Source organism: Hymenobacter sp. UYP22 (assembly GCF_040547285.1).
GTDB lineage: Bacteria > Bacteroidota > Bacteroidia > Cytophagales > Hymenobacteraceae > Hymenobacter.
The window spans coordinates 252313-271603 of the sequence record NZ_JBEPPK010000005.1 but is presented as its reverse complement, the minus strand read 5'-3'; the positions used below and the strand labels follow the sequence as shown (position 1 = coordinate 271603).

Genomic DNA, 19291 nt, shown 5'->3' with positions numbered 1-19291 from the left:
CGCTTGGAATGACAGTGCTGTTCGAACAATGTCAGCAACGATTGAGACGCGAATACGCGTTTCTACAGCTGTTCTTCGGTGAGTAGGCCCGTTTCCACGAAGTGGGCTTCCAGCAGCTGGTGCAGCAGTAGGCGCTTGTACTGCTCAGTACCGCGCACGTCGCTGATGGGACTGATTTCCTGCTGGGCTGCCTGTTGAGCCTGGCGTAGCGTTTCCACTGAAGCCGGCCGACCTATCAGCGTAGCAGCCGTCTGACGCAGCAGCAGCGGAATGGGCCCCACGCCCCCGGCCGAAAAGCGGGCTTCCTGAATCAAGCCATTCTCTACCCGCAGCCAGGCCGCGGTATTCACGCTGGCAATATCCAGGTGGGTGCGTTTGGATACCTTTTCGAAGTTGAACGCATCGGTTGGAGCCGGGGCGGGAAAGCGAATGGCTGTTACCTGCTCGTCAGGGGCTTTGGTGAGCTGCTTGTAGCCCGCGTACAGCTCCGCAAGCGGCATCCAGCGGCGGTGTTCAGCAGTGTCGGCAAGCTCAACTTCCGCGCTCAGGGCCAGGAACAGAATGGTCAGGTCGCCGATGGGGGAGGCGTTGATGAAGTTGCCGGCCACGGTGCCCATCTGCCGGATGGGCGTGCTGCTGACCAGCTTCAGAAAGCGCGGCAGCTCGGGCAGCACCGCCAGCATCACTTCTGATTCCAGCAGCTGCTGGGCGGTGGTGGCGGCTCCTAGTATAATGGTATTGTCTTCACGCCGGATGCCGCGCAGGTGAGCTTGGTCGTACACCAGCTCTACATCGGCAGCCCGGAGTTTTTCGGGTTGCTGCACCAACAAATCGGTGCCGCCGCCCAGGATGCGGGCCCGGGCCGCGGCCGGGGCATCGAGACCAGTTACCGTAGCGGGCAGCGGAGCGGTAGTTTCGGAACCGCCGGCGGCAGCGGCCGTGGTGGCGCTGTGCAACGCTTGGAGCTTGCTAGGCATATCGGCAAAATACTGCGGCACGAAACCGTGCTCCGCCAGCCAGGGCAACGACTCGGTGGCGGGCCGTTGCTGCAGCTGCTCCTGCAGGTGGGCCGCCGCCCGCTCCAGGCTCTTGTAGCCAGTGCAACGGCAGATGTTGCCATCAATAGCGGCCAGTACGCTGGTTTCGGTGCTGGGCTGGGTGCTGAGGGCGTGGCCGGTCAGGCTCATTACAAAGCCCACGGTGCAGAAACCGCACTGGGAGCCGCCTTCCTGCACAATGGCCTGCTGCACCGGCGTGAGGCTGCCCCGGGCCGCATTAATGCCTTCCACAGTAACCACATGCTTGCCGTGGGCGTTGCCCAGGGGGGTCAGGCAGGAGGTCATGGACTGGTAGCGTACGGCCTCGCCCAACGCATCCAACTCACCTACCAACACGGTGCAGGCCCCACAGTCACCCTCCCGGCAGCCAATTTTGGTGCCCTTCAGGTGCTGGTTGTAGCGCACGAAATCGAGCAGGGTGCTGCCAGCCGACTGGTCAGTGCGAATGAGCTGGTTGTTGAGGTAAAACTGGAGCATAACGGAGCAAAAAATCTGGGAGCGGAAAGGAAAGTTACGGTATTTTCTGCCTTCTCCCCATCCATTTGATCATGCTAGCTCAGCTGCCTCGAAACGGCGGGTTGATACCTGCCTGTCGGTATTGCTCAGTTGATAAAACAGCCAACGGCCTCAGTGCGGGGTACAGCCACTGGCTTTCCGCTTACCACGGCCGCCAGAGCATCCTGGAGCTCGTGATGGAGTACTACAGTGCGGCGTTTGCCCAGGGCCAGGTAACTGTCATCAATGCGACCTTGGTAGAGGATGCGGCCATCGGGGGCCACTACCACTGCTTCGGGGGTGATGCGGGCCTGGAGTTGGCGGGTGAGTAGCTGCCCCTCATCCTGGCGCAATGGGAAGGGTACTTGGTACTGTTGCTGAAACAGAATAATGTCGGTAGGCCGGGTTTGGGGCTCCGGAAAAATCCCCACAAACGCAACTCCCTGGGGCGCGTAGGTGGCGTGCAGCTGCCGCAAAGCCAGCGTGGAGGTCTGGCAAATTGGGCAGGTATCGGAAAGGAACAGGTACACGGTAGCCTTAGACACGATTGGCTGGGGGGCCGCGCCGGTAGCGGCAGTCAGCACCAGTAAACCCAGTGCCAGGGCCCGCCATCCGCGTAAAAACCAAGTGAAATATGCAGTCATGATCAAAGATAAAACCGAAAATTGTGCCCCCGGCACAAAGCACCGCCGGGGCAACATCTGGAGCTGGGCAGCGGGTTCAACAGCAGCCGGAGGCGCGGGGGCAGCAGCCGGGTTGCGGGGCTTTTCCTACTTTCGGCCTGGTTTTAGCCCTCAGCCGGTTTTCGCTCCTCCCTATCTTCGCTATTGATGAACAAGTTCTCCTCCCTTCCTGCCGCCCTACGCCTGCTGGCCGGGGCTAGTCTGCTGTTTGCCGCTTCCTGCACGGCACCCCGCGCCATTGTAAGCACGGGCAAGGTAACGCCCCGGGGCGAGTTTAAAATAGGCGGCAACATGGCCTTCAACGTGGCCACCGAAACGCTGGGCAAAACCGGCTCGGCGCTAGTGGAGGCCGCCAAATCGGCGGCCAATCAGGATAGTGTTTTCTACGATCAGACCATTGAGAAGCTGCAGATTGGTGCCCTGGCTTACGTGCTGGACCCCGTGCGCCCCACCTCCGACCTGTACGTGCGCTACGGGGTGATTGACCGGCTGGACGTGGGCTACAAGTACGGCTTTGGCTCCCACGTCTTCGATGCCATGTACCAGTTTATGGGGCCCACGGGCACACCTGAAAACCCCGGTAGCCGGGCGGCGGGTGCTACCTACGGCAGCATCGGGCTGCAGTTTGCCACCCAGCGCAGCAAGTTGCCCAGCATTCCGTTTCTGGATAACGTGACGGATTTTCTGGGCTTTGAGGCTCGCCGCCACGACCTGATTGTGCCGCTGGTATTCAGCAAGTCGTTGGGCGTGGAAGAAGAAATTGGGGCCATTTCCTACGGGGTGGTGTATGCGCACAGCTTCTTCAAGTACGGCTTCCAGCCCCGCAACCTGTTCTACTCGGCGGGGCGGCTGGCGCTGCCGGCACTGCCCTCGGCCCGCCAGGATTTTGGCTCTTTCGGGGCGTTCTTCAATGCCAAGCTGGGCTACCGCTACGCCTATTTCATTCCGGCCCTTTCGGTGTACTACCAGAACTATGGCGAGTACCAGCTGCTGAATAACGCCAAAGCCAAGCTCAGCGGCCTCACCTTCATTCCCAGCCTGGGCGTGCAGTTCCGCGTGCCTACCGGCCGTCGGTAATTCACAGCGCTATGAATATTTTGTACGGAGTGCCGGGCGAAGGGCTGGGCCACGCCACGCGCAGCAAGGTAGTAATTGGCCACCTGCTCAGCCAGGGCCACAACGTGTGCGTGGTGAGCAGCGCCCGGGCTTACCAGATGCTGGCGGCTAACTTCCCGGGCCGGGTGCACGAAATCCGGGGTTTTCACCTGGCCTACAAGCACCTCACGGTTTCTAAGTCACGCACGGCCGCCCTCACGCTCCGCTCGGCCCCGGAAAACCTGCTCGTCAACTTCCGCAAGTACCGGGAGTTGCTCTGCGACTTTGAGCCCGAAGTGGTTATTTCCGATTTTGAGTCGTTCAGCTTTCTGTTTGCCAAGTGGAAGCGCCTACCCGTTATCAGCATTGATAATATGCAGATAATCAGCCGGGCGGCCCTGGATGTTGTGGTGCCGCCCCAGGAACGAGGCAACCTCACCCTGGCCCGGCAAATCGTGCGGGCCAAGCTGCCGGGCAGTCAGCAGTACCTGGTTTCCACTTTCTTTCAGCTGCCCGTTATCAAGGAGCGCACTACGCTGGTACCGCCCATTCTGCGGCCCGAGGTGCTGGCGTTGCGTCCCACCAAGGGCAAACACGTGCTGGTGTACCAATCGGCTACCACGCAAAAGGACCTGATAGGCCAGCTGCAGCAGCTGCCGGGGCAGGAGTTTCGGGTGTACGGCTTCAACAAGGAAGAAAGCCACGGCAACGTGCAGCTGCGGGCTTTTAGCGAAGCGGGCTTTCTGGCGGATTTGGCCAGTGCCCGGGCCGTGGTAACCAACGGGGGCTTTTCGCTGATCAGTGAAGCCGTGTACCTGCGCAAACCCATCTGTGCGGTGCCCATTCCGGCCCAGTTTGAGCAGTTTCTGAATGCCGCCGAGGTAGAAAAGCTCGGTTACGGCCGCCACTTTTCGGCCATTACTCCCGATAACCTCAAGGCGTTTCTCTATGACCTCACGGGCTTTGAAACCGCTTTGCAGCACTACGAGCAATCCGGCAACGAGGAGCTGTTCCAAGCGCTGGAAACGGCCCTGGCGGAAGTAACGGCCTGAGCCGGGCCATCGGCTTCCTAATTATTGGGTTCGGGGTAGGCTTGCTGGCGCGGTGGTAGTGTCTGAGGTGGCGGGTTGCGCGCGAAGGGCCCAGGTGCTGCAAAAAAACGGCACTAACCCGCCCGAAGGCTCCTATCTTGCGGGTAGAACAGAAGCTGGAAGTCAGGCAGGAGGAGCGTTCTGCTGTCTCCTAACTCCTGTCTCCTAACTCCTGTCTCCTAACTCCTAAATTCCCAGCTTCTTTTCATGACCTTACGCGCACGTTGGCAGCAGTTGCTGGGCATTCGTCCGGAGGAAGGACGCACGGTAGGACTGTTTTTCCTGCACAATTTCCTGCTGGGCATCGGTACCATTCTGGTGTACGTGGCCGCCAACGTGATTCTGCTCGAAAACCAGCCCGAGCGGAACCTGCCCTTGGCCTACGGCGTGGCTGCCCTAGCTATGATGGCCGCCGGACAGATCTACGCTCACTTCGAGCACCACCTGGGGCTGCAGCGCGTGGCCGTACGCGTATTGCTGGCCGTGGTGGCTCTGATGGCGGTGCTGGCGGTGCTGGTGGCCGTGGGCCATTCGGTGGCCGCCGCCGTGGCCATCATGACGGGCTACCGCGTTATTTACCTGCTCACCAACCTGGAGTTCTGGGGCGTATCGGCGGTGGTGTTTGATGTGCGGCAGGGGCGGCGGCTGTTCAGCGTTATCAGCTCCGGCGACATGCCCGCTAAGGCGTTGGGCGCCGTGCTGGCCTTGCTCATTCACAATCATACCGAGCTGCTGTGGCTGCTGCTGCTGGCGTTTGGGGCCTACGTGGGCGCGTTGCTGGTGCTGCAGGCTACCGGCCGGGAGCACGTGGTGGAGGCCCGTTCCCGGGCCCGGGCCGTGCGCACCGAGGCGGTGGCCGCCCCCTTGCAACGGTGGTTTGGCAGCAGCCGGCTGGTGCTCACCATGTGCCTGAGCATGCTGGCCATTGCGGCCGTTACCACCGGCATCGAGTACACGTTTTTTGTGCACGTTAAGCATCGGTTCCACGACCAGTCGGTGGTGATGCGCTACGTCAGCACCGTGCTGGCTCTTACCTATCTGGTGGCGCTAATTGTGAAGCTGGTGGTGACGGGCAAGGTGCTGGACCGGGCCGGGGTACGGCCGGTGCTGCTGGCCCTGCCGGGCCTGGTAGTGGCCGGACTGGCCCTGTACGGCCTGCACGACACCTGGGCCGATGGGGGCCTGATGCTCTACTTCTGCATCCTGTTCCTGACGCTGGAAGTGCTACGCCGCGCCTTCTTCGACCCCGTGTTTCTGGTGCTGTTTCAGCCTTTGCCGGCTCCGGAGCGCCTGCAGGCCCATACCCTGGCGAAAGGCCTGTATGAGCCGCTGGGCATGGGCCTGGCTGGGTTGCTGCTGCTCCTGCCGCACCTGGTGCCAGCCTTGGGTACCGGCTTTGCATTTGGCTGGATGGGGGCGCTCATGACCGGGGCTCTGCTGCTGCTGTATCGGACCTACGGGCAGTATATCGGGGAGCTGCAGCATGCCGTCAGCCGCCGGTTTGCCCTGGATGACGTATTGCCGGCAGTAGCTGCCCATGGGCAGGAAACGGCTTCCGAGGAGGAGCTTACCGGCCTAACCAGGGCCCTTGCGGATAAATCTACCCGTCCTGCTGCCACCGCTCAGCTTCGGCAATTGGGGGTGGCAGCCGTGCCTGCCTTGACCCAGGCCCTGCAAACTACCACCGAGGAGGCCCAGGTGCGGCGTTTGGCTCATCTGCTGGGACAAGTACCGTCGGCTGCAAGTCGGAATGCGTTGGTTACCCTGGCGCAACGTCCAGTCCTGACTTCTCGCGAAGCGGCTCTACGGGCCCTCCGTAATTTCCCGCCTGAGCCGACTGATGCCCCGGTGTTTCAAGCTCTGGTGCAGCAGGAGTTGCTGCTGGCCCGGCAACTGCTCCACGCCAAAGCCGCCACGGAGCACCAGCCCCTGCGCGACGCGCTGGCCTATGAGCTGCACCGCCTGGAGCAGCGGCTGTTTGGCCTGCTGTTGCAGCTGTACCCGCCCCAAGCCATTGCCGATGCCCAGCGCAGCGTGGCGCACGCCGCCCGGGAGCGGCAGGCCAATGCCCTCGAAATCCTCGATAACCTGATTGCCCGCCCGGTCTACCAGGCCCTGCAAACCCTGCTGGAGCTGCGCCCCGCCGCCGAAAAAGCCCGCATTTTTGACCGCCTATTCCCCACGGCCGCTGCGCCGCTACCGGGGCTGCGCTTTATTATAGAGAAGGGAGAAACCGTTTTTTCTGACTGGACGCTGAGCCAGGCCATATGGCAGTGGCAACCCGCTGCCACTGATTTTACCCTGCTGCCGCCCCACCTGGAAAGCACCAGCCTGCTGGTGCAGGAAAGTGCCCTGGATGCGCTGAGTCGCTGGGCTACCGCTCACCCCGCAGCATACCAGGCCACCACCATTCATCATCCCTCCCTACCCGAGTTGCTTATGAGCCATGCTGCTGCTGCCGCCCACCTTTCCGCCGCCGACCGGGTGGCTCTGCTGCAACACACCGCCCTTTTCGCCCAAACACCCGCCAACGTGCTCAGCAGCATTGTGCCCATTATGAAGGAAGTGGTTTTCGAAGCTCAGGAGCAGATTTTTGCCAAGGGCGACCTGGGCACGTCCCTGTTTATTGTGCACCAAGGCGAAGTGAGTGTTTTTAACGGCGCGCAGCAGCTAGCCACCTTCCGCCCCGGCGACTTTTTTGGGGAGTTGGCCCTGCTGGATGCGGAGCCGCGTTCCGCCACGGCCATAGCCCAAACCTCCGTGCTGGCCTTCCGCCTTGATCAGGACGACTTCTACGACGTGATGGAGGAGCGCCCCGAGGTGCTACGCAATATCATGCAGGTGCTCTGCCAGCGCCTGCGCCGCCAGAACGAGATGGTGAAGTAGAAGAGCAAAGAGAAAAAGTAAAAGCGCTGACGGAACCGGTTATTCGATTCCGTCAGCGCTTTTACTTTTTCTCTTTGCTCTTAATCTACGCCACTACCTCGTAAATCATGACGGGCTGGGCCTTGTTTTTCAGGGTTACCTCGTGCAGCGGGCGGCACTGGAACGACTCTTTTACCTGTTCGTAGGTGGCTTCGGTGATGATAATCTGGCCGGGCTGGGCCACCGACTGCAGGCGTTGGCTCACGTTCACATTGTCGCCGATAACGGTGTAGTCCAGGCGCTTGAGCGAGGCCGAGCCGATGTTGCCCGATACCATTTCGCCGGTGTTGATGCCGATGCTGACTTCCGGGTGGTAGGGACGGCCATCAGGTAGTAAGTCCTCGTTGGCCTGCACTACCTGGCGCACGGCCAGAGCCGCGTCCATGGCCCGGTCGAGGTGATATTCGCCCCGGAAAACGGCCATGACGGCGTCGCCCATAAACTTATCCACGTGGCCGCCCTGGGCAATAACCTCCTGCACCATCTGGTCGAAGTAGCGGTTCAGCATAGCCACAATATCGGTGGGCGGTAGCACTTCCGAGAGGGAGGTAAACCCGCAGATATCAATGAACACCACCGTGGCATCCACCGTTTCGGAGGCCATAAGCGTGTTCTGAAACTCGGGCCGCTCCACAAATTTCAGCACGGTTTCATCCACATACATGCGCAGAATGTTGTTTTCCTGGATGGCCCGTAGCGTGCCGCGCAGCTGCTGCACATGCAGGGCAGTTTTGTCCATGGTTACTTCCAGGTCCTGAAAATCGACGGGCTTGGTCACGAAGTCAAACGCCCCCCGGTTCATGGCCGCGCGGATGTTCTGCATGTCGCCGTAGGCCGATACCATCACCGTTTTCAGCACGGGGTTGGCCTCCTGCAGCTTGGTGAGCAGCGTGAGGCCATCCATCACCGGCATGTTGATGTCGGAGAGGATGATATCGAGGTCGGGGTGCTGCTGCAGGCTATTCAGGGCCTCCTGCCCGTTGCTGGCAAACACAAACTCGTACACACTTTCCCGGATTTTGCGCCGGAATTTCTGCTTGATGAGCAGCTCCAGGTCGGCCTCATCATCGACCACCAGAATTTTAGTTTTCATGCTCGGTCAGGTGCAGTAGTTTTTCCTTGAGGGCCGCGAAATCTACGGGCTTAGCCAGGAAATCGTTGGCGCCTAATGCCAAGGCCTGCTGGCGGCTGGCGTCGTCGCCGTAGGCCGTTATCATCATCACCTGGGGCGGCAGGGGCGGGGGCGCGTTGTACTCTTGGCGGATGTGGCGCAGCAGCTCCAGACCGCTCATGCCTGGCATGTTGATATCGGACAGAATCAGCACGACCTCCGAGGCGTGGCCGTGCAGGTAGTCCAAGGCTTCCTCGCCAGAGTAAGCAAACGAGAAGGTAAACACACCACTGCGGATTTCGCGGCGAAACCGCTGCTCGAACAGCGTCCGCACGTCCTGTTCGTCGTCAACAACTAATATCTTCATCAAGAGCAAAACTAACAGAAACCGCCGGCCGGGTGGTAGTTCTAGGCCGGTAACGTGATAATGAACTCGGTGCCCTGGCCTTCCTGCGACTCCACTTCCAAAGTGCCGCCGTGGGCTTTGGTCACGATATCGTAGCTCAGGGAGAGGCCCAGGCCAGTGCCCTCGCCGGTGGGTTTGGTGGTGAAAAAGGGCTGGAAGATTTTCTGGCGGACGCCCTCCGGAATGCCGGTGCCGTTGTCGCGCACCCTAATTTCCACGTCCCCGTCGGGTAGCTGGCGGGTAGCAATGCTCACGGTAGGCGCGTAGTCGGGCTGGCCCTGTTCCTTGCGCTTTTGCACGGCGTAAAAGGCATTGGTGAACAGGTTCAGCAGCACCCGGCCCAGGTCCTGGGCCACGGCGCTGATCTTGCGCAGGTCAGGGTCGAAGTGGGTGTTGAGCGTGGCATTGAACGACTTATCCTTGGCCCGCAGACCGTGGTAGGCCAGGCGCAGGTACTCATCGGCCAGCACGTTCAGGTCGGTGGCTTGCCGCTCGCCGGTGCTGGCGCGGCTGTGTTCCAGCATACCGCGCACAATGCTGGCGGCCCGCTGCCCGTGGTGGGTAATTTTCTGCAGATTCTGGCGCAGGTCGGCGAGCAGCTCCGCTTCCAGCCCCGCGTCCCGGTCGGGGCGCTGCTGCTCTTCTTCCAGCTCGGTTACCAGCTCCGCCGATACATCCGAGAAGTTGGTAACGAAGTTGAGCGGGTTCTGAATTTCGTGGGCAATACCAGCCGTAAGCTCCCCCAGGGAGGCCATTTTCTCGGCCTGAATGAGCTGGGCCTGGGTGGTTTTGAGCTCTTCCAGGGCGTGCTGCAGCTCCTCGGTTTGCTGCGTAAGCGAGGCAGTACGCTCGGCTACCATGCGCTCCAGGGCGGAGTTTTGGGCAGCAATTTCGCGCCGTTCTTTCTCCTCGGCTTCGCGCTGCACCCGCTCTATTTCCAGCTGCTTTTTCTGCTTGCGGGCAATGAGTACGAACGTAATCAGCCAGATAATGGCAAAGCCCTTACTGTTGCTGAACAGGCCCCGGTACTCGCGCAGAAAGTCACTGCTCAGCGCCCCCGACAGCAGCTCAATAATGGCGTATAGCACGTATGGAGCCACCGCCAGCAGCAGCGTCCGGGCGGGGCGGTACTCCTGCACCCGCACCAGTACCAGCACCACCATTCCCAACACGAACATGATATATAGTTCGTCGAGACGGTCGGTTTTCCACTGAATGAGCAGGGCAAACAGGTACAGCACTACGCCCGGCACCCAGAAAAAATTAATCAGCCGGTTTAGATGCGGCGCCCGGACCGGCAAATCCAGAAACCTCCGCAACCTCCACACCACCACGGCCGCCAGCCCAACGGAAAAGAAGATGTCGGTATTTACTTCCATAGTAGAAAACGGGGAGCGTAGAGTAAGGACAGGAGGAAAGGCTGGGAGCTGGGCGGGGTCAGGGTTTGCGGGGCTTGGCCGGGGTCGGCTCCGACTTGCTCAGGAAGCGCGGCAGCGGCACGGCCAGCGTCACTACTGGATTGTCAGTAGAGGTCTGGGTCTTGTCCTGGTCGGAATCGGGCAGTAATCCGGCTACTTCGGCCAGCTTGCCGAGCATAGTAGGCAATACCACGCGCACATTCAGCACCTTCTGGCGGGGCGGCGGGGCCGGCTTATTCTGGGCGTGCCCGGGTGCGGCGCCCAGCACGCCGGCGAAAAACAAAGCCCAACAAAGAAATGCGCGGAACATGGAAGGAAGGATAGTACCGTAAATATGCACGGATAAATAGGTTTCCGACTACTCAAGCGCAAAGCTTGCCCCCAAAGCCCGGATATACTATCTACCACACTGGTCGGATGCGTTTTTGCTCGTGGGCGTTGCCTACGGCCCCAGAGTATTTACCTTAGGGGCACTCATGAATTACTCCCTCCTGTACCGGTTGGCGGCCGTGGCGGCCTCCGCCGGCTGTACCCTGCTCACGGCCTGCGCACCCCATCCTTCCGGCTCGGCCGCGGCCAACTCAGCGCCCAACCAGTTTGCCGCCGATACCACCCTGCGCCGCATTGCCACGCTGCAGGATGAGCGGCGCACGGCCGGATTGCTGCCGTATCTGAGTAGTCAGCAGGCCCGCTACCGCCAGGCGGCCGCCGAGGCCCTGGCCTCCGTGCAGGACAAAGCCGCCACAATTCCACTGCTGGCTGCCTTGCAGGATGCCGAGTGGGCGGTGCGCCGGCAGGCCGCCTACGCCCTGGGCCAAACCGCCGACTCCACCGCCGAAGCCGGCCTCTGGCAGCGGGTACTGGCAGAAGCCAACCCCACGGTACGGCAGTATGAGCTAGAGGCCCTGGGCCGCTGCACTTCCCGCCGGGGCCTGCCCATACTGGCTAAACTGCCCGCCGGTTTACCGGCCGATACCGCCACGCTCAGCGGTCAGGCCTGGGGCCTGTACCGGGCCGGCCTGCGCGGCCTCACCTCCGAAGCCGCCGTGGCCCGCCTGGTGCAGCTGCTGGGCCGCGGCAACCCCACCAGTGCCCGCGTGGCCGCCGCCAACGCGCTGGTGCGTACGCGAGGCCTGAACTTGGCGCCGTACGCCGCCGCCATCGGTGCCGCGGCTCAGCAGGATACCCATTACGCCGTGCGCAGCGGGGCCGCCTCCGCCCTGGGTAAAGCCGCCGCCGCGCCCACCGTGCCGGCAACTTTGGCCACGCTGGCCCGCCGCGACGCCGACTACCGGGTGCGGGTAAGTGCCTTGCGGGCCATGAACAAAACCATGTACACCCAGGTGAAAGAAGCGGCCTGGGCTGCCCTCACCGACAATAATGCGCAGGTGGCCCTCTCGGCGGCCGAGTTCTTCCTGTCCCACGCTGCCGACGAGCCCGGTACCTTGTTTCTGGAAAAGGCTAATCGGCTAGAGCAATGGCGGGTGCGGGCCACGCTCCTGGCTGCGGCCTTGCGCCAGCCTGGTTCTGAGCGCCCGGCCATCCGCCGGGCTATTGAGGAGCGGTACGCCGCCACGGCCGACGTGTATGAGAAGGGCTACCTGCTGAAAGCCTTGGGCGAAGACCCCGCCGCCTTCGATTTCGTGCAGCAGGCCACCTTCACTCCCAACCAGCCCGTGGTAATTGGTACCTATGGAATGGAGGCCCTAGTAGCCCTGCGCCGCCAGCCCGATTTCCCGACGGCCCGCTACCCCGAGGTAGCACTGGCCCTGCGCCGGGGCGTGCTCAGTGGCGACGTGGCCATGATGGGCACGGCTGCCGAGGCCATCCGGGACCCCAAGCTGGACCTTCGCCGCCTGCTGCCTAACCCCGATTTCCTGCTCCAAGCCCGCGACAAACTCACCTTGCCCCGCGACCTGGAGGCCTGGCAATCCTTGCAGCAAACCATTGATTTTGTGCAACAGCGCCCCGCCATTCCTACGCCGGTAGCCCCGGCCGCCACGCATCCCATTGACTGGGGACTGGTGGCCTCGTTGCCGGCTGGGCAGCGGGCCGTGGTGCACACCAGCAAGGGGGATGTGGTGATGCGCTTATTGGTAGAGCAAGCCCCGGGCTCAGTGGCCAGCTTTGTGGCGCTTACCCGCCAGGGCTTCTACAATGGCAAAAACTTCCACCGGGTGGTACCCAACTTCGTGGCCCAGGGTGGCTGCCCCCGCGGCGACGGCTGGGGCAGCTCCGATTATAACCTGCGCTCTGAGTTTGCCGATTTGCACTACGGCGAGGGAGCAGTGGGCCTGGCCTCCGCCGGCAAAGACACCGAAAGCTGCCAGTGGTTTATCACCCACGCTCCCACGCCCCACCTCGACGGCCGCTACACCATTTTCGCCCAGGTAGTGCAGGGCATGGATGTGGTGAGCCGCCTGGAAATCGGAGACCGGATAGAAAAGGTGGAGTTGGTGAACTAAGGGTAAAAACTGTCATTCCGACCGTAGGGAGGAATCTGGGTGCACCGCTTCAACGGTTTGCGCCAGATTGCTTCCTACGGTCGGAATGATAGTTTTATTTCAGCAGCAGTTGCCTATTCTTCGTCGCGGCCGTGGGCCTGGGCGGGTGGGGTAGTGGCTTCTACCGCCGAAAAGGTTTCCAGAATTTTGTAGGTGTGAGAAGCACCCTTCGGAACCACCCAGGAGTTGCCGGTTTCCAGCAGTACCATCTGGCCTTCAATGTGCAGCTCGGCGCGGCCCTTCAGTACGTAGCCCACCGTTTCGTAGGGGCTGGCCGAGGGTTCTTTTGGCTCACCGGGCTGTTCGTTTTCCCAGAGGCGCATGGCCACGTTCTTGCCGGAAGCCAGGTATTTCTCGCCCTCGGAGCCGGTAGGGGAGGTGCGGGAATCTATTTTGGTGATGGTGGTATCAGCCATGATGCAGATAAAAAGGGAAGTGAAAGAATAAGCAGTTGCGTTGGCTAACGCATGGCAAGCTGGGCAGGTTGCTTACTAAATAGCCCCAAACCTTCCCCGGCTGCCTTGGTTTACAAAAATCCGTAGCGGTGTAGCTTCCACTCGTTGGCTGCGCGTCACCCTTCTCGTGTTCATGTCTGTGTACGATTCCGATTTTCTGCACGCGCTGGCTCAGGCGCACCAGCGCACGGCGGCCCCACTGCCGGCCGCGGCTTTTTGCCAGCTAGCCGACCACCTGCTGGAACTGCTGTTTCCGGAGCGGGCTGCTCGGCCCCTGCGCGACATGGATGCCGTTGCCGCCACCCTGCGTCTGCTTCAGGATGATCTGACGGATTTGCTGCGCGCCGTGCCAGCGCCGGAGCCTGCTGCTCAGCTGGTAGCCGGGCTTGTTAACTCTCTGCCCACTCTGCGCCACATGCTGCTGCTGGATGCCCAGGCCATTCTAGCTGCCGACCCCGCCGCGCAGGGCCTGGAGGAAGTGGTGAGCACCTACCCGGGGTTTTATGCCATTGCCCTGCACCGCTTCGCCCACGGATTGCACCAGCGCGGCGTGGGCCGGGTGCCGCGCCTGCTCAGCGAGTATGCCCACCAGCGCACCGGCATTGATATTCACCCCGGCGCCCGCATCGGCCCGTCTTTCTGCATTGACCATGGCACGGGGCTGGTTATTGGGGAAACCTGCGTAATTGGGGCCGGCGTGAAGATATTCCAGGGTGTTACGCTGGGGGCCCTGAGCGTGGCTAAGCACCTGCAAGGCATCAAGCGCCACCCCACCATCGAGGACAAGGTGGTGATTTACGCCGGAGCTACTATTTTGGGCGGCAATACCACCGTGGGCAGCCACAGCATCATTGGTGGCAATGTGTGGCTGACGGAAAGCGTACCCTCGCACTCCCGCGTCTACCACCAGGCCCAGATCCACGTCACCCGCTCTCAGGACCCGAACGAGGATATCCTGTTTTCCATTTAGAGCTTAGATGATGAGACCCGAGAAGTGAGACTGATATCCGAGGGCCCTTGCGCCCAAACGTCAGCTGACTTCTGAGGTCTGCCAGTATCACCTCTCACTTCACCTAGTATCACTTTCTGAAAAATATGAAAGCTACTTCCATTCTCGACACCATTGGCAACACCCCGCTGCTGCGCCTGAACAAGCTGTTTGCCCACCGCCCCGACGTAGAAGTTTGGGTGAAGCTGGAGCGCGCCAACCCCGGCGGCAGCATCAAAGACCGCATTGCCCTGAGCATGGTGGAGCAAGCCGAAAAAGACGGCATCCTCGGGCCCGATAGCCTGATTGTGGAACCTACCTCCGGCAACACTGGCGTGGGCCTGGCCATGGTAGCTGCCGTGAAAGGCTACAAGCTCACCCTGGTAATGCCCGAAAGCATGAGCATTGAGCGCCGCCGCCTCATGGCCGCCTACGGGGCCAACCTGGAACTCACGCCCCGCGAGAAGGGCATGAAAGGCGCCATCGAAAAAGCCCACGAGCTGGTGCGTGATACGCCCGGCGCCTGGATGCCCATGCAGTTTAGCAATCCGGCCAACCTTCGGGTGCACGCCGAAACCACGGCCCAGGAAATTCTGCGCGATGCTCCCGAGGGCTTCGATTTTCATATCACCGGCGTGGGTACGGGCGGCCACATTACGGCCGTGACGGAAGTACTGAAGCCCCACTTCCCGGCCATGAAAACCTTTGCCGTGGAGCCCGAACTATCCCCGGTTATCAGCGGCGGCGCGCCCGGCCCGCACCCCATCCAAGGCATCGGCGCCGGCTTCATCCCTGAAAATCTGCACCGCGAAATCCTGGACGGTGTCATCCAGGTCAGCCAGCAGGAGGCCTTTGAGATGACCCGCCGCGCCGCCCGCGAAGAGGGCCTGTTCGTGGGCGTATCCTCCGGAGCCTCCCTGGCCGCAGTGGCTAAAAAGCTGGACGAAGTGCCCCAGAGCGGGCGCGTACTCACGTTCTGCTATGACACGGGTGAGCGGTACTTATCGGTAGAAGGGCTGTTCGTGTAGGCCGCAAGCCGGCTCATACGCTGGCCGCAAAACGGCCCCGTCTGATTTCAGGCGGGGCCGCTTTCATTTTCCTGGCGTTGCCTGAATGACTACTGCGAAAAACAAAAAAAGCCCAACCGCTAGGTTGGGCTTTCAGGAACGGGAGTGGAGAATATCGGAGTCGAACCGATGACCTCTTGCATGCCATGCAAGCGCTCTAGCCAGCTGAGCTAATCCCCCGTTGGGTAAACACCGCTCATCAACTATGAGCAGAAGTGGAGAATATCGGAGTCGAACCGATGACCTCTTGCATGCCATGCAAGCGCTCTAGCCAGCTGAGCTAATCCCCCAGGATACTATCAAACCAAATAACTGGCTGTATTTGGTCTGGCAAAAGTACGGCGAGTTTTTGATTCTGCAAGTAAACTAACAAAAAAAGTGGGCTGACGATATCGTCAGCCCACTTTCAGGTAGCTAAGTGGTTGATGCTTAGTTGAAGATGTAGCGGATACCCACCTGCGCCTGCCAGCGCGAGCTGATGGAGCCCACGTTGTCGCGGAAGGTGCTGCTCAGCGGCACCCCGGGCGTTACCGTCGTCGTGCCGCTTACCGTTGTGGAGGAAGGGTTGGTGAGGTAGGGGAAGGTGAAGGCCGGCTGACCCTGGGCCGTGTAGCCCTGGAAGGTGAGCAGGTTGGTGCGGTTAGGCGTACGCAGGGTTCCCCAGTCGCTGTTGAGGAGGTTCCCGATGTTGAAGATATCCACGCTCAGCTGCAGGGTGTTGCGGTTCTTGCCCAGGTCCACGAACAGGTCCTGCAGCAGCTTCACATCCACCTGGTGCAACCAGGGCAGCTCGCCACCATTGCGCTCAGCGTATTCGCCGCGGTGCTTGCTCAGGTAGTCATCCTGACCGATATATTTGTCCAGGTCGGCCCACTGCTGGCTGGCGCTGTATACGCCGCCACCCTGGGCGGCCGTCAGCGTTACGTCACGCAGCACAATCTCACCCTGGTTACGCGGGATGTACACTAGGTCGTTCGACTGGCTGTCCCCGTTCATGTCGCCGGAGTACAGGTAGCTGAAGCGGCCCAGCGGCGAGCCGGTGTAGAATACCGACAGCGTGGTGCCCAGATGGTTCAGGTACTCCTTGCGGTAGGAGGCCACGGCAATTACGCGGTGGCGCTGCAGGAACTGGGAGTAGCTCAGCACGTCGGCATTCGGGTCGCCGGATACCGAACGGTCGCGCCAGATCGACTGGGCAATCGAGCCCCCATCGTTTACCGAGCGGGAGTCGGAGTAGGTATACGCTAGGCTGGTGAACAGGCCGCTGCCGAAGTTTTTCTGCACTTGGGCGGTCAGAGCATAGGAGTAGCCCTTATTGGTGTTCTTCATCACAATGGCATCCGTGATGTTGGGGTTGGCGGCCGAAGCGCCACCCTGGCCACCGTAGATGCGGTTGTTGGCTACCAGGCCCGTGCCGGTGTACAAGCCAGCGGCATTGATGGTGCTGCGCGACAGGTCGTAGAAAATTGGCCGGTTGTCAGCCCCCGCCGAGTTGAGGGTTGAATTGGGCAGGTTCACGTTCTGGTGGTACACCGCGTTCAGGTCCTTGGTGTAGAAGCCTTCCAGCGTGGCCACGAAGCCCGCGCCCAGGTCCTGGTCAAGAGCCAGGTTGGAGCGCCATACCTGCGGGAATCTGAAGTCCTGCTCGGTTACGGCCAGGTTATAGGTAGTGTTGGCCGCGCGCGAGGCGGGGATATACTTGGCTACATCTGCCGAGAAGGGGTAGTTGGCGGCCAGAGCGGCGCTGGTAGCGGCAATGGAGCCGAACAGAACCCCGTTGTTGCTGGCCTGGTTGGAAATCCACACGAACGGCACGCGGCCAGTGAAGATACCGGTACCACCGCGCACCTGGGTTTTCTTGTCGTTTTTCACATCCCAGTTGAAGCCAACCCGGGGCGAAAACAGCACCTGCTTCTTGGGCAGCTCACCCGTATTGATTTTCTCCCCGTTACGGAACGACAGCGCCGCCGCATTCGTGTTCTGCGCAACGTTGGAGCTGATTACCGGCAGATCGGCGCGGATACCGGCCGTGATGCGCAGGTTGGTAATGGGAGTGTACTCATCCTGCAGATACAGGCCGTACTGCTGGGCCTTGATGTCGGCGTAAGGAAACTCGCCCTGGGGGTTGGCCGCGTACTGGAGCTGGAACTGGGAAGGCGTAGCGCGGGCCGCCGTGGGGTTGGTGAAGGGCGTGTACTGGCCGGAATCCCGGTCGTAGGTGAAGCCGTTGGCGCTGTAGAAATCCTCCAGCGAGTTGAAGCGGTAGTAGCTGTTGTAGTTCGGCGCAAAGCCGTTCTTGAACTTGTAGAACTCGTTGTAGGTGCCTACCGTTACGTTGTGCTTGCCGAGGTAAGCCGTGAAGTTGTCCCCAAACTGGTAAGTATCCGAGTTCAGCAGGTTGCCCGCCGTGAAGGGCTCGTAACCGAACGACGTGTAGGTAGCATTGGGGCTGGTAGCGCCGGTAGTGCCCGTGCGGCCCACGCCGTTGCCAATTTCCACGAAGGGAAAAATGGTCGAAAATGGGGTGCGGAAGTCCCGGTTGGCCGTGTAGCCAGCCGTCAGGTTGTTAGAGAAACGGCTGCCGAACGAGCTGTTCAACTCCGCAATGTAGGAGTTGAGGTTGTTGTTAATGGTATAGTACGCCGCCTGGTAGGGCAACCCGAACGCCGTGCCCGAACGCACATTGGCAATGGAGCCACTACCGGATGGGGGCACATCGGCAAACGACTTCAGGTAATTGTACTTGACGTTGAAACGGTGATTTTGGGAAATGTTCCAGTCAATCTTGGCCGTAATCTTGTCGCTGTTCTGGCGCTGGCTGTAGCCTTGGTAAGCGCCCGTTTCGTAGCCGAACTGCGACTGCAGGAAATTGCTCAGGCTGGTGAGCTGAGTTTCGCTGGCTTGGGAGTAGCTGGTGCCGTTGGCCGGGTTGCTGCTGCTGCTGGCCTGGAAGTTACCGGACGGTGGGTCGGTGCGCCGCTCCCGCTCCCCGCTCACGAAGAAGAATACTTTATCCTTGATGATTGGGCCACCCAGGCGCACCCCGTAGTTCTGCAGGCGGAAATCGGTAACGGGTACTTCCACATCACCTACCTTGCGACCCAGAAACAGCTCGCGCTGGTTGCGATTATAGAAGTAGGCTGAGCCCGTTACTTTGTTGGAGCCCGAACGGGTTACGGCGTTGATACCCGCCCCCGTAAATGAACCCTGTCGCACATCGTACGGAGCTAGGCTTACCTGAATCTGCTCAATGGCATCAATGGAAATGGGCTGGGCACTGGCCTGACCGCCAATAGTAGGCGACAAGCCAAAGGCATTGTTGAATACTGCCCCGTCGATGGTAACGTTGTTGAAGCCGCCGTTCCGGCCGCCAAAGCTCTGGCCGTTGGCCTGAGGCGTGAGGCGGGTAAAGTCGTTGAAGGAGCGGTTGAGAGTGGGCAGGCGCTCAATTTGCTCGCGCTGCACCGTGGTAGCGGCCCCCGTGCGGCCAGCGTTGATAACCGGGTTCTGCCGGCCCGTTACTACTACCTCGCCCAACGTCTGCTCCGACTCGCTCAGGTTGATATCCAGGCGCTGGTTTTGGCCCAGGCTCAGGAAAATGTTTTCCCGCACCGATTCTTTAAAACCCACAAACGATACGCGAATGGTGTACGGGCCACCCACGCGCATATTCTGAATATTGAAGCGGCCCTCCGAGTTGGTAGGAGCCACGTACTGCGTGTTGGTGGGGGTGTGAATGGCAATAACCGTTGCACCGGGCAAGCCTTCACCCGCCTTGTCGGTGATGACACCGTTCATGGCCGAGGTAGTGGTGCCCTGCGCCCAGCCGAGCTGTGCTGCCAAAACGGCTATGGGCACCAGCGCCACTGAGGCGTACAAATTGCGTTTCATAAAAGAGGGGATTGGTGAAAAACCGGTGCAAAAGTACTCGACAGTTATCCTCGTCTACGTTATTAAAATGTTATTAAAATGCAGAGATGCTAACCAATCTACGG

The 19291-nt window shown here is 60.8% G+C and carries 14 protein-coding genes and 2 tRNA genes; 6 read left to right on the top strand and 10 right to left on the bottom strand.

The window, feature by feature from the left end:
• Nucleotides 1-62 precede the first annotated feature (62 nt).
• Nucleotides 63-1535 (bottom strand): FAD binding domain-containing protein, encoded by a 1473-nt coding sequence (locus ABIB60_RS11410; RefSeq protein WP_354579983.1) that lies wholly within the window; start codon nucleotides 1533-1535, stop codon nucleotides 63-65.
• 125 nt (nucleotides 1536-1660) lie between these two features.
• The gene (locus ABIB60_RS11405) at nucleotides 1661-2197 is read right to left on the bottom strand and encodes a redoxin domain-containing protein (protein WP_354579981.1); all 537 of its coding nucleotides are present in this window, start codon (nucleotides 2195-2197) and stop codon (nucleotides 1661-1663) included.
• 186 nt (nucleotides 2198-2383) lie between these two features.
• Between ABIB60_RS11405 and ABIB60_RS11400 the strand changes: the two genes are divergently transcribed.
• The 3 genes from ABIB60_RS11400 to ABIB60_RS11390 all read left to right on the top strand — a co-directional run bounded on the left by ABIB60_RS11400 (nucleotide 2384) and on the right by ABIB60_RS11390 (nucleotide 7308).
• Nucleotides 2384-3313, top strand: coding sequence for a hypothetical protein (locus tag ABIB60_RS11400; protein ID WP_354579980.1), 930 nt, complete (start codon nucleotides 2384-2386; stop codon nucleotides 3311-3313).
• An 11-nt stretch (nucleotides 3314-3324) separates the two neighbouring features.
• Complete coding sequence (locus ABIB60_RS11395) at nucleotides 3325-4383, top strand: MJ1255/VC2487 family glycosyltransferase (RefSeq protein WP_354579979.1); 1059 nt, start codon at nucleotides 3325-3327, stop codon at nucleotides 4381-4383.
• Nucleotides 4384-4629: 246 nt separating this feature from the next.
• On the top strand, nucleotides 4630-7308 hold the full coding sequence (locus ABIB60_RS11390; protein WP_354579978.1) for a cyclic nucleotide-binding domain-containing protein: 2679 nt from the start codon (nucleotides 4630-4632) through the stop codon (nucleotides 7306-7308).
• An 85-nt stretch (nucleotides 7309-7393) separates the two neighbouring features.
• Here ABIB60_RS11390 and ABIB60_RS11385 read toward each other — a convergent pair whose 3' ends face one another.
• Genes ABIB60_RS11385 through ABIB60_RS11370 form a run of 4 tightly spaced genes read right to left on the bottom strand, consistent with a single transcriptional unit; the run spans nucleotide 7394 to nucleotide 10592 of the window.
• Nucleotides 7394-8440 (bottom strand): adenylate/guanylate cyclase domain-containing protein, encoded by a 1047-nt coding sequence (locus ABIB60_RS11385; protein WP_354579977.1) that lies wholly within the window; start codon nucleotides 8438-8440, stop codon nucleotides 7394-7396.
• Nucleotides 8430-8825, bottom strand: a complete 396-nt coding sequence (locus ABIB60_RS11380; protein ID WP_354579976.1) for a response regulator — start codon at nucleotides 8823-8825, stop codon at nucleotides 8430-8432. The genes ABIB60_RS11385 and ABIB60_RS11380 overlap by 11 nt, the downstream gene beginning before the upstream one ends.
• A 41-nt stretch (nucleotides 8826-8866) precedes the next feature.
• Complete coding sequence (locus tag ABIB60_RS11375; RefSeq protein ID WP_354579974.1) at nucleotides 8867-10243, bottom strand: sensor histidine kinase; 1377 nt, start codon at nucleotides 10241-10243, stop codon at nucleotides 8867-8869.
• A gap of 58 nt (nucleotides 10244-10301) precedes the next feature.
• Nucleotides 10302-10592 (bottom strand): hypothetical protein, encoded by a 291-nt coding sequence (locus ABIB60_RS11370; RefSeq protein ID WP_354579973.1) that lies wholly within the window; start codon nucleotides 10590-10592, stop codon nucleotides 10302-10304.
• A 166-nt stretch (nucleotides 10593-10758) separates the two neighbouring features.
• Here ABIB60_RS11370 and ABIB60_RS11365 point away from each other — a divergent pair, with 166 nt between their 5' ends.
• Nucleotides 10759-12747 (top strand): peptidylprolyl isomerase, encoded by a 1989-nt coding sequence (locus tag ABIB60_RS11365; protein ID WP_354579971.1) that lies wholly within the window; start codon nucleotides 10759-10761, stop codon nucleotides 12745-12747.
• A 113-nt stretch (nucleotides 12748-12860) separates the two neighbouring features.
• Here the strand turns inward: ABIB60_RS11365 and ABIB60_RS11360 are convergent, their stop codons facing one another.
• Complete coding sequence (locus ABIB60_RS11360) at nucleotides 12861-13202, bottom strand: cupin domain-containing protein (RefSeq protein ID WP_354579970.1); 342 nt, start codon at nucleotides 13200-13202, stop codon at nucleotides 12861-12863.
• A 172-nt stretch (nucleotides 13203-13374) separates the two neighbouring features.
• Between ABIB60_RS11360 and ABIB60_RS11355 the strand changes: the two genes are divergently transcribed.
• On the top strand, nucleotides 13375-14211 hold the full coding sequence (locus ABIB60_RS11355; RefSeq protein WP_354579969.1) for a serine O-acetyltransferase: 837 nt from the start codon (nucleotides 13375-13377) through the stop codon (nucleotides 14209-14211).
• A gap of 125 nt (nucleotides 14212-14336) precedes the next feature.
• The gene (gene cysK, locus ABIB60_RS11350; RefSeq protein WP_354579968.1) at nucleotides 14337-15257 is read left to right on the top strand and encodes a cysteine synthase A; all 921 of its coding nucleotides are present in this window, start codon (nucleotides 14337-14339) and stop codon (nucleotides 15255-15257) included.
• 145 nt (nucleotides 15258-15402) lie between these two features.
• Here the strand turns inward: cysK and ABIB60_RS11345 are convergent.
• From ABIB60_RS11345 to ABIB60_RS11335, 3 genes are all read right to left on the bottom strand, one after another.
• A tRNA-Ala gene (locus ABIB60_RS11345) sits at nucleotides 15403-15476 on the bottom strand.
• Nucleotides 15477-15512: 36 nt separating this feature from the next.
• Nucleotides 15513-15586 (bottom strand) — tRNA-Ala (locus tag ABIB60_RS11340).
• 139 nt (nucleotides 15587-15725) lie between these two features.
• Nucleotides 15726-19187 (bottom strand): TonB-dependent receptor, encoded by a 3462-nt coding sequence (locus ABIB60_RS11335; RefSeq protein ID WP_354579967.1) that lies wholly within the window; start codon nucleotides 19185-19187, stop codon nucleotides 15726-15728.
• Nucleotides 19188-19291: the final 104 nt, after the last annotated feature.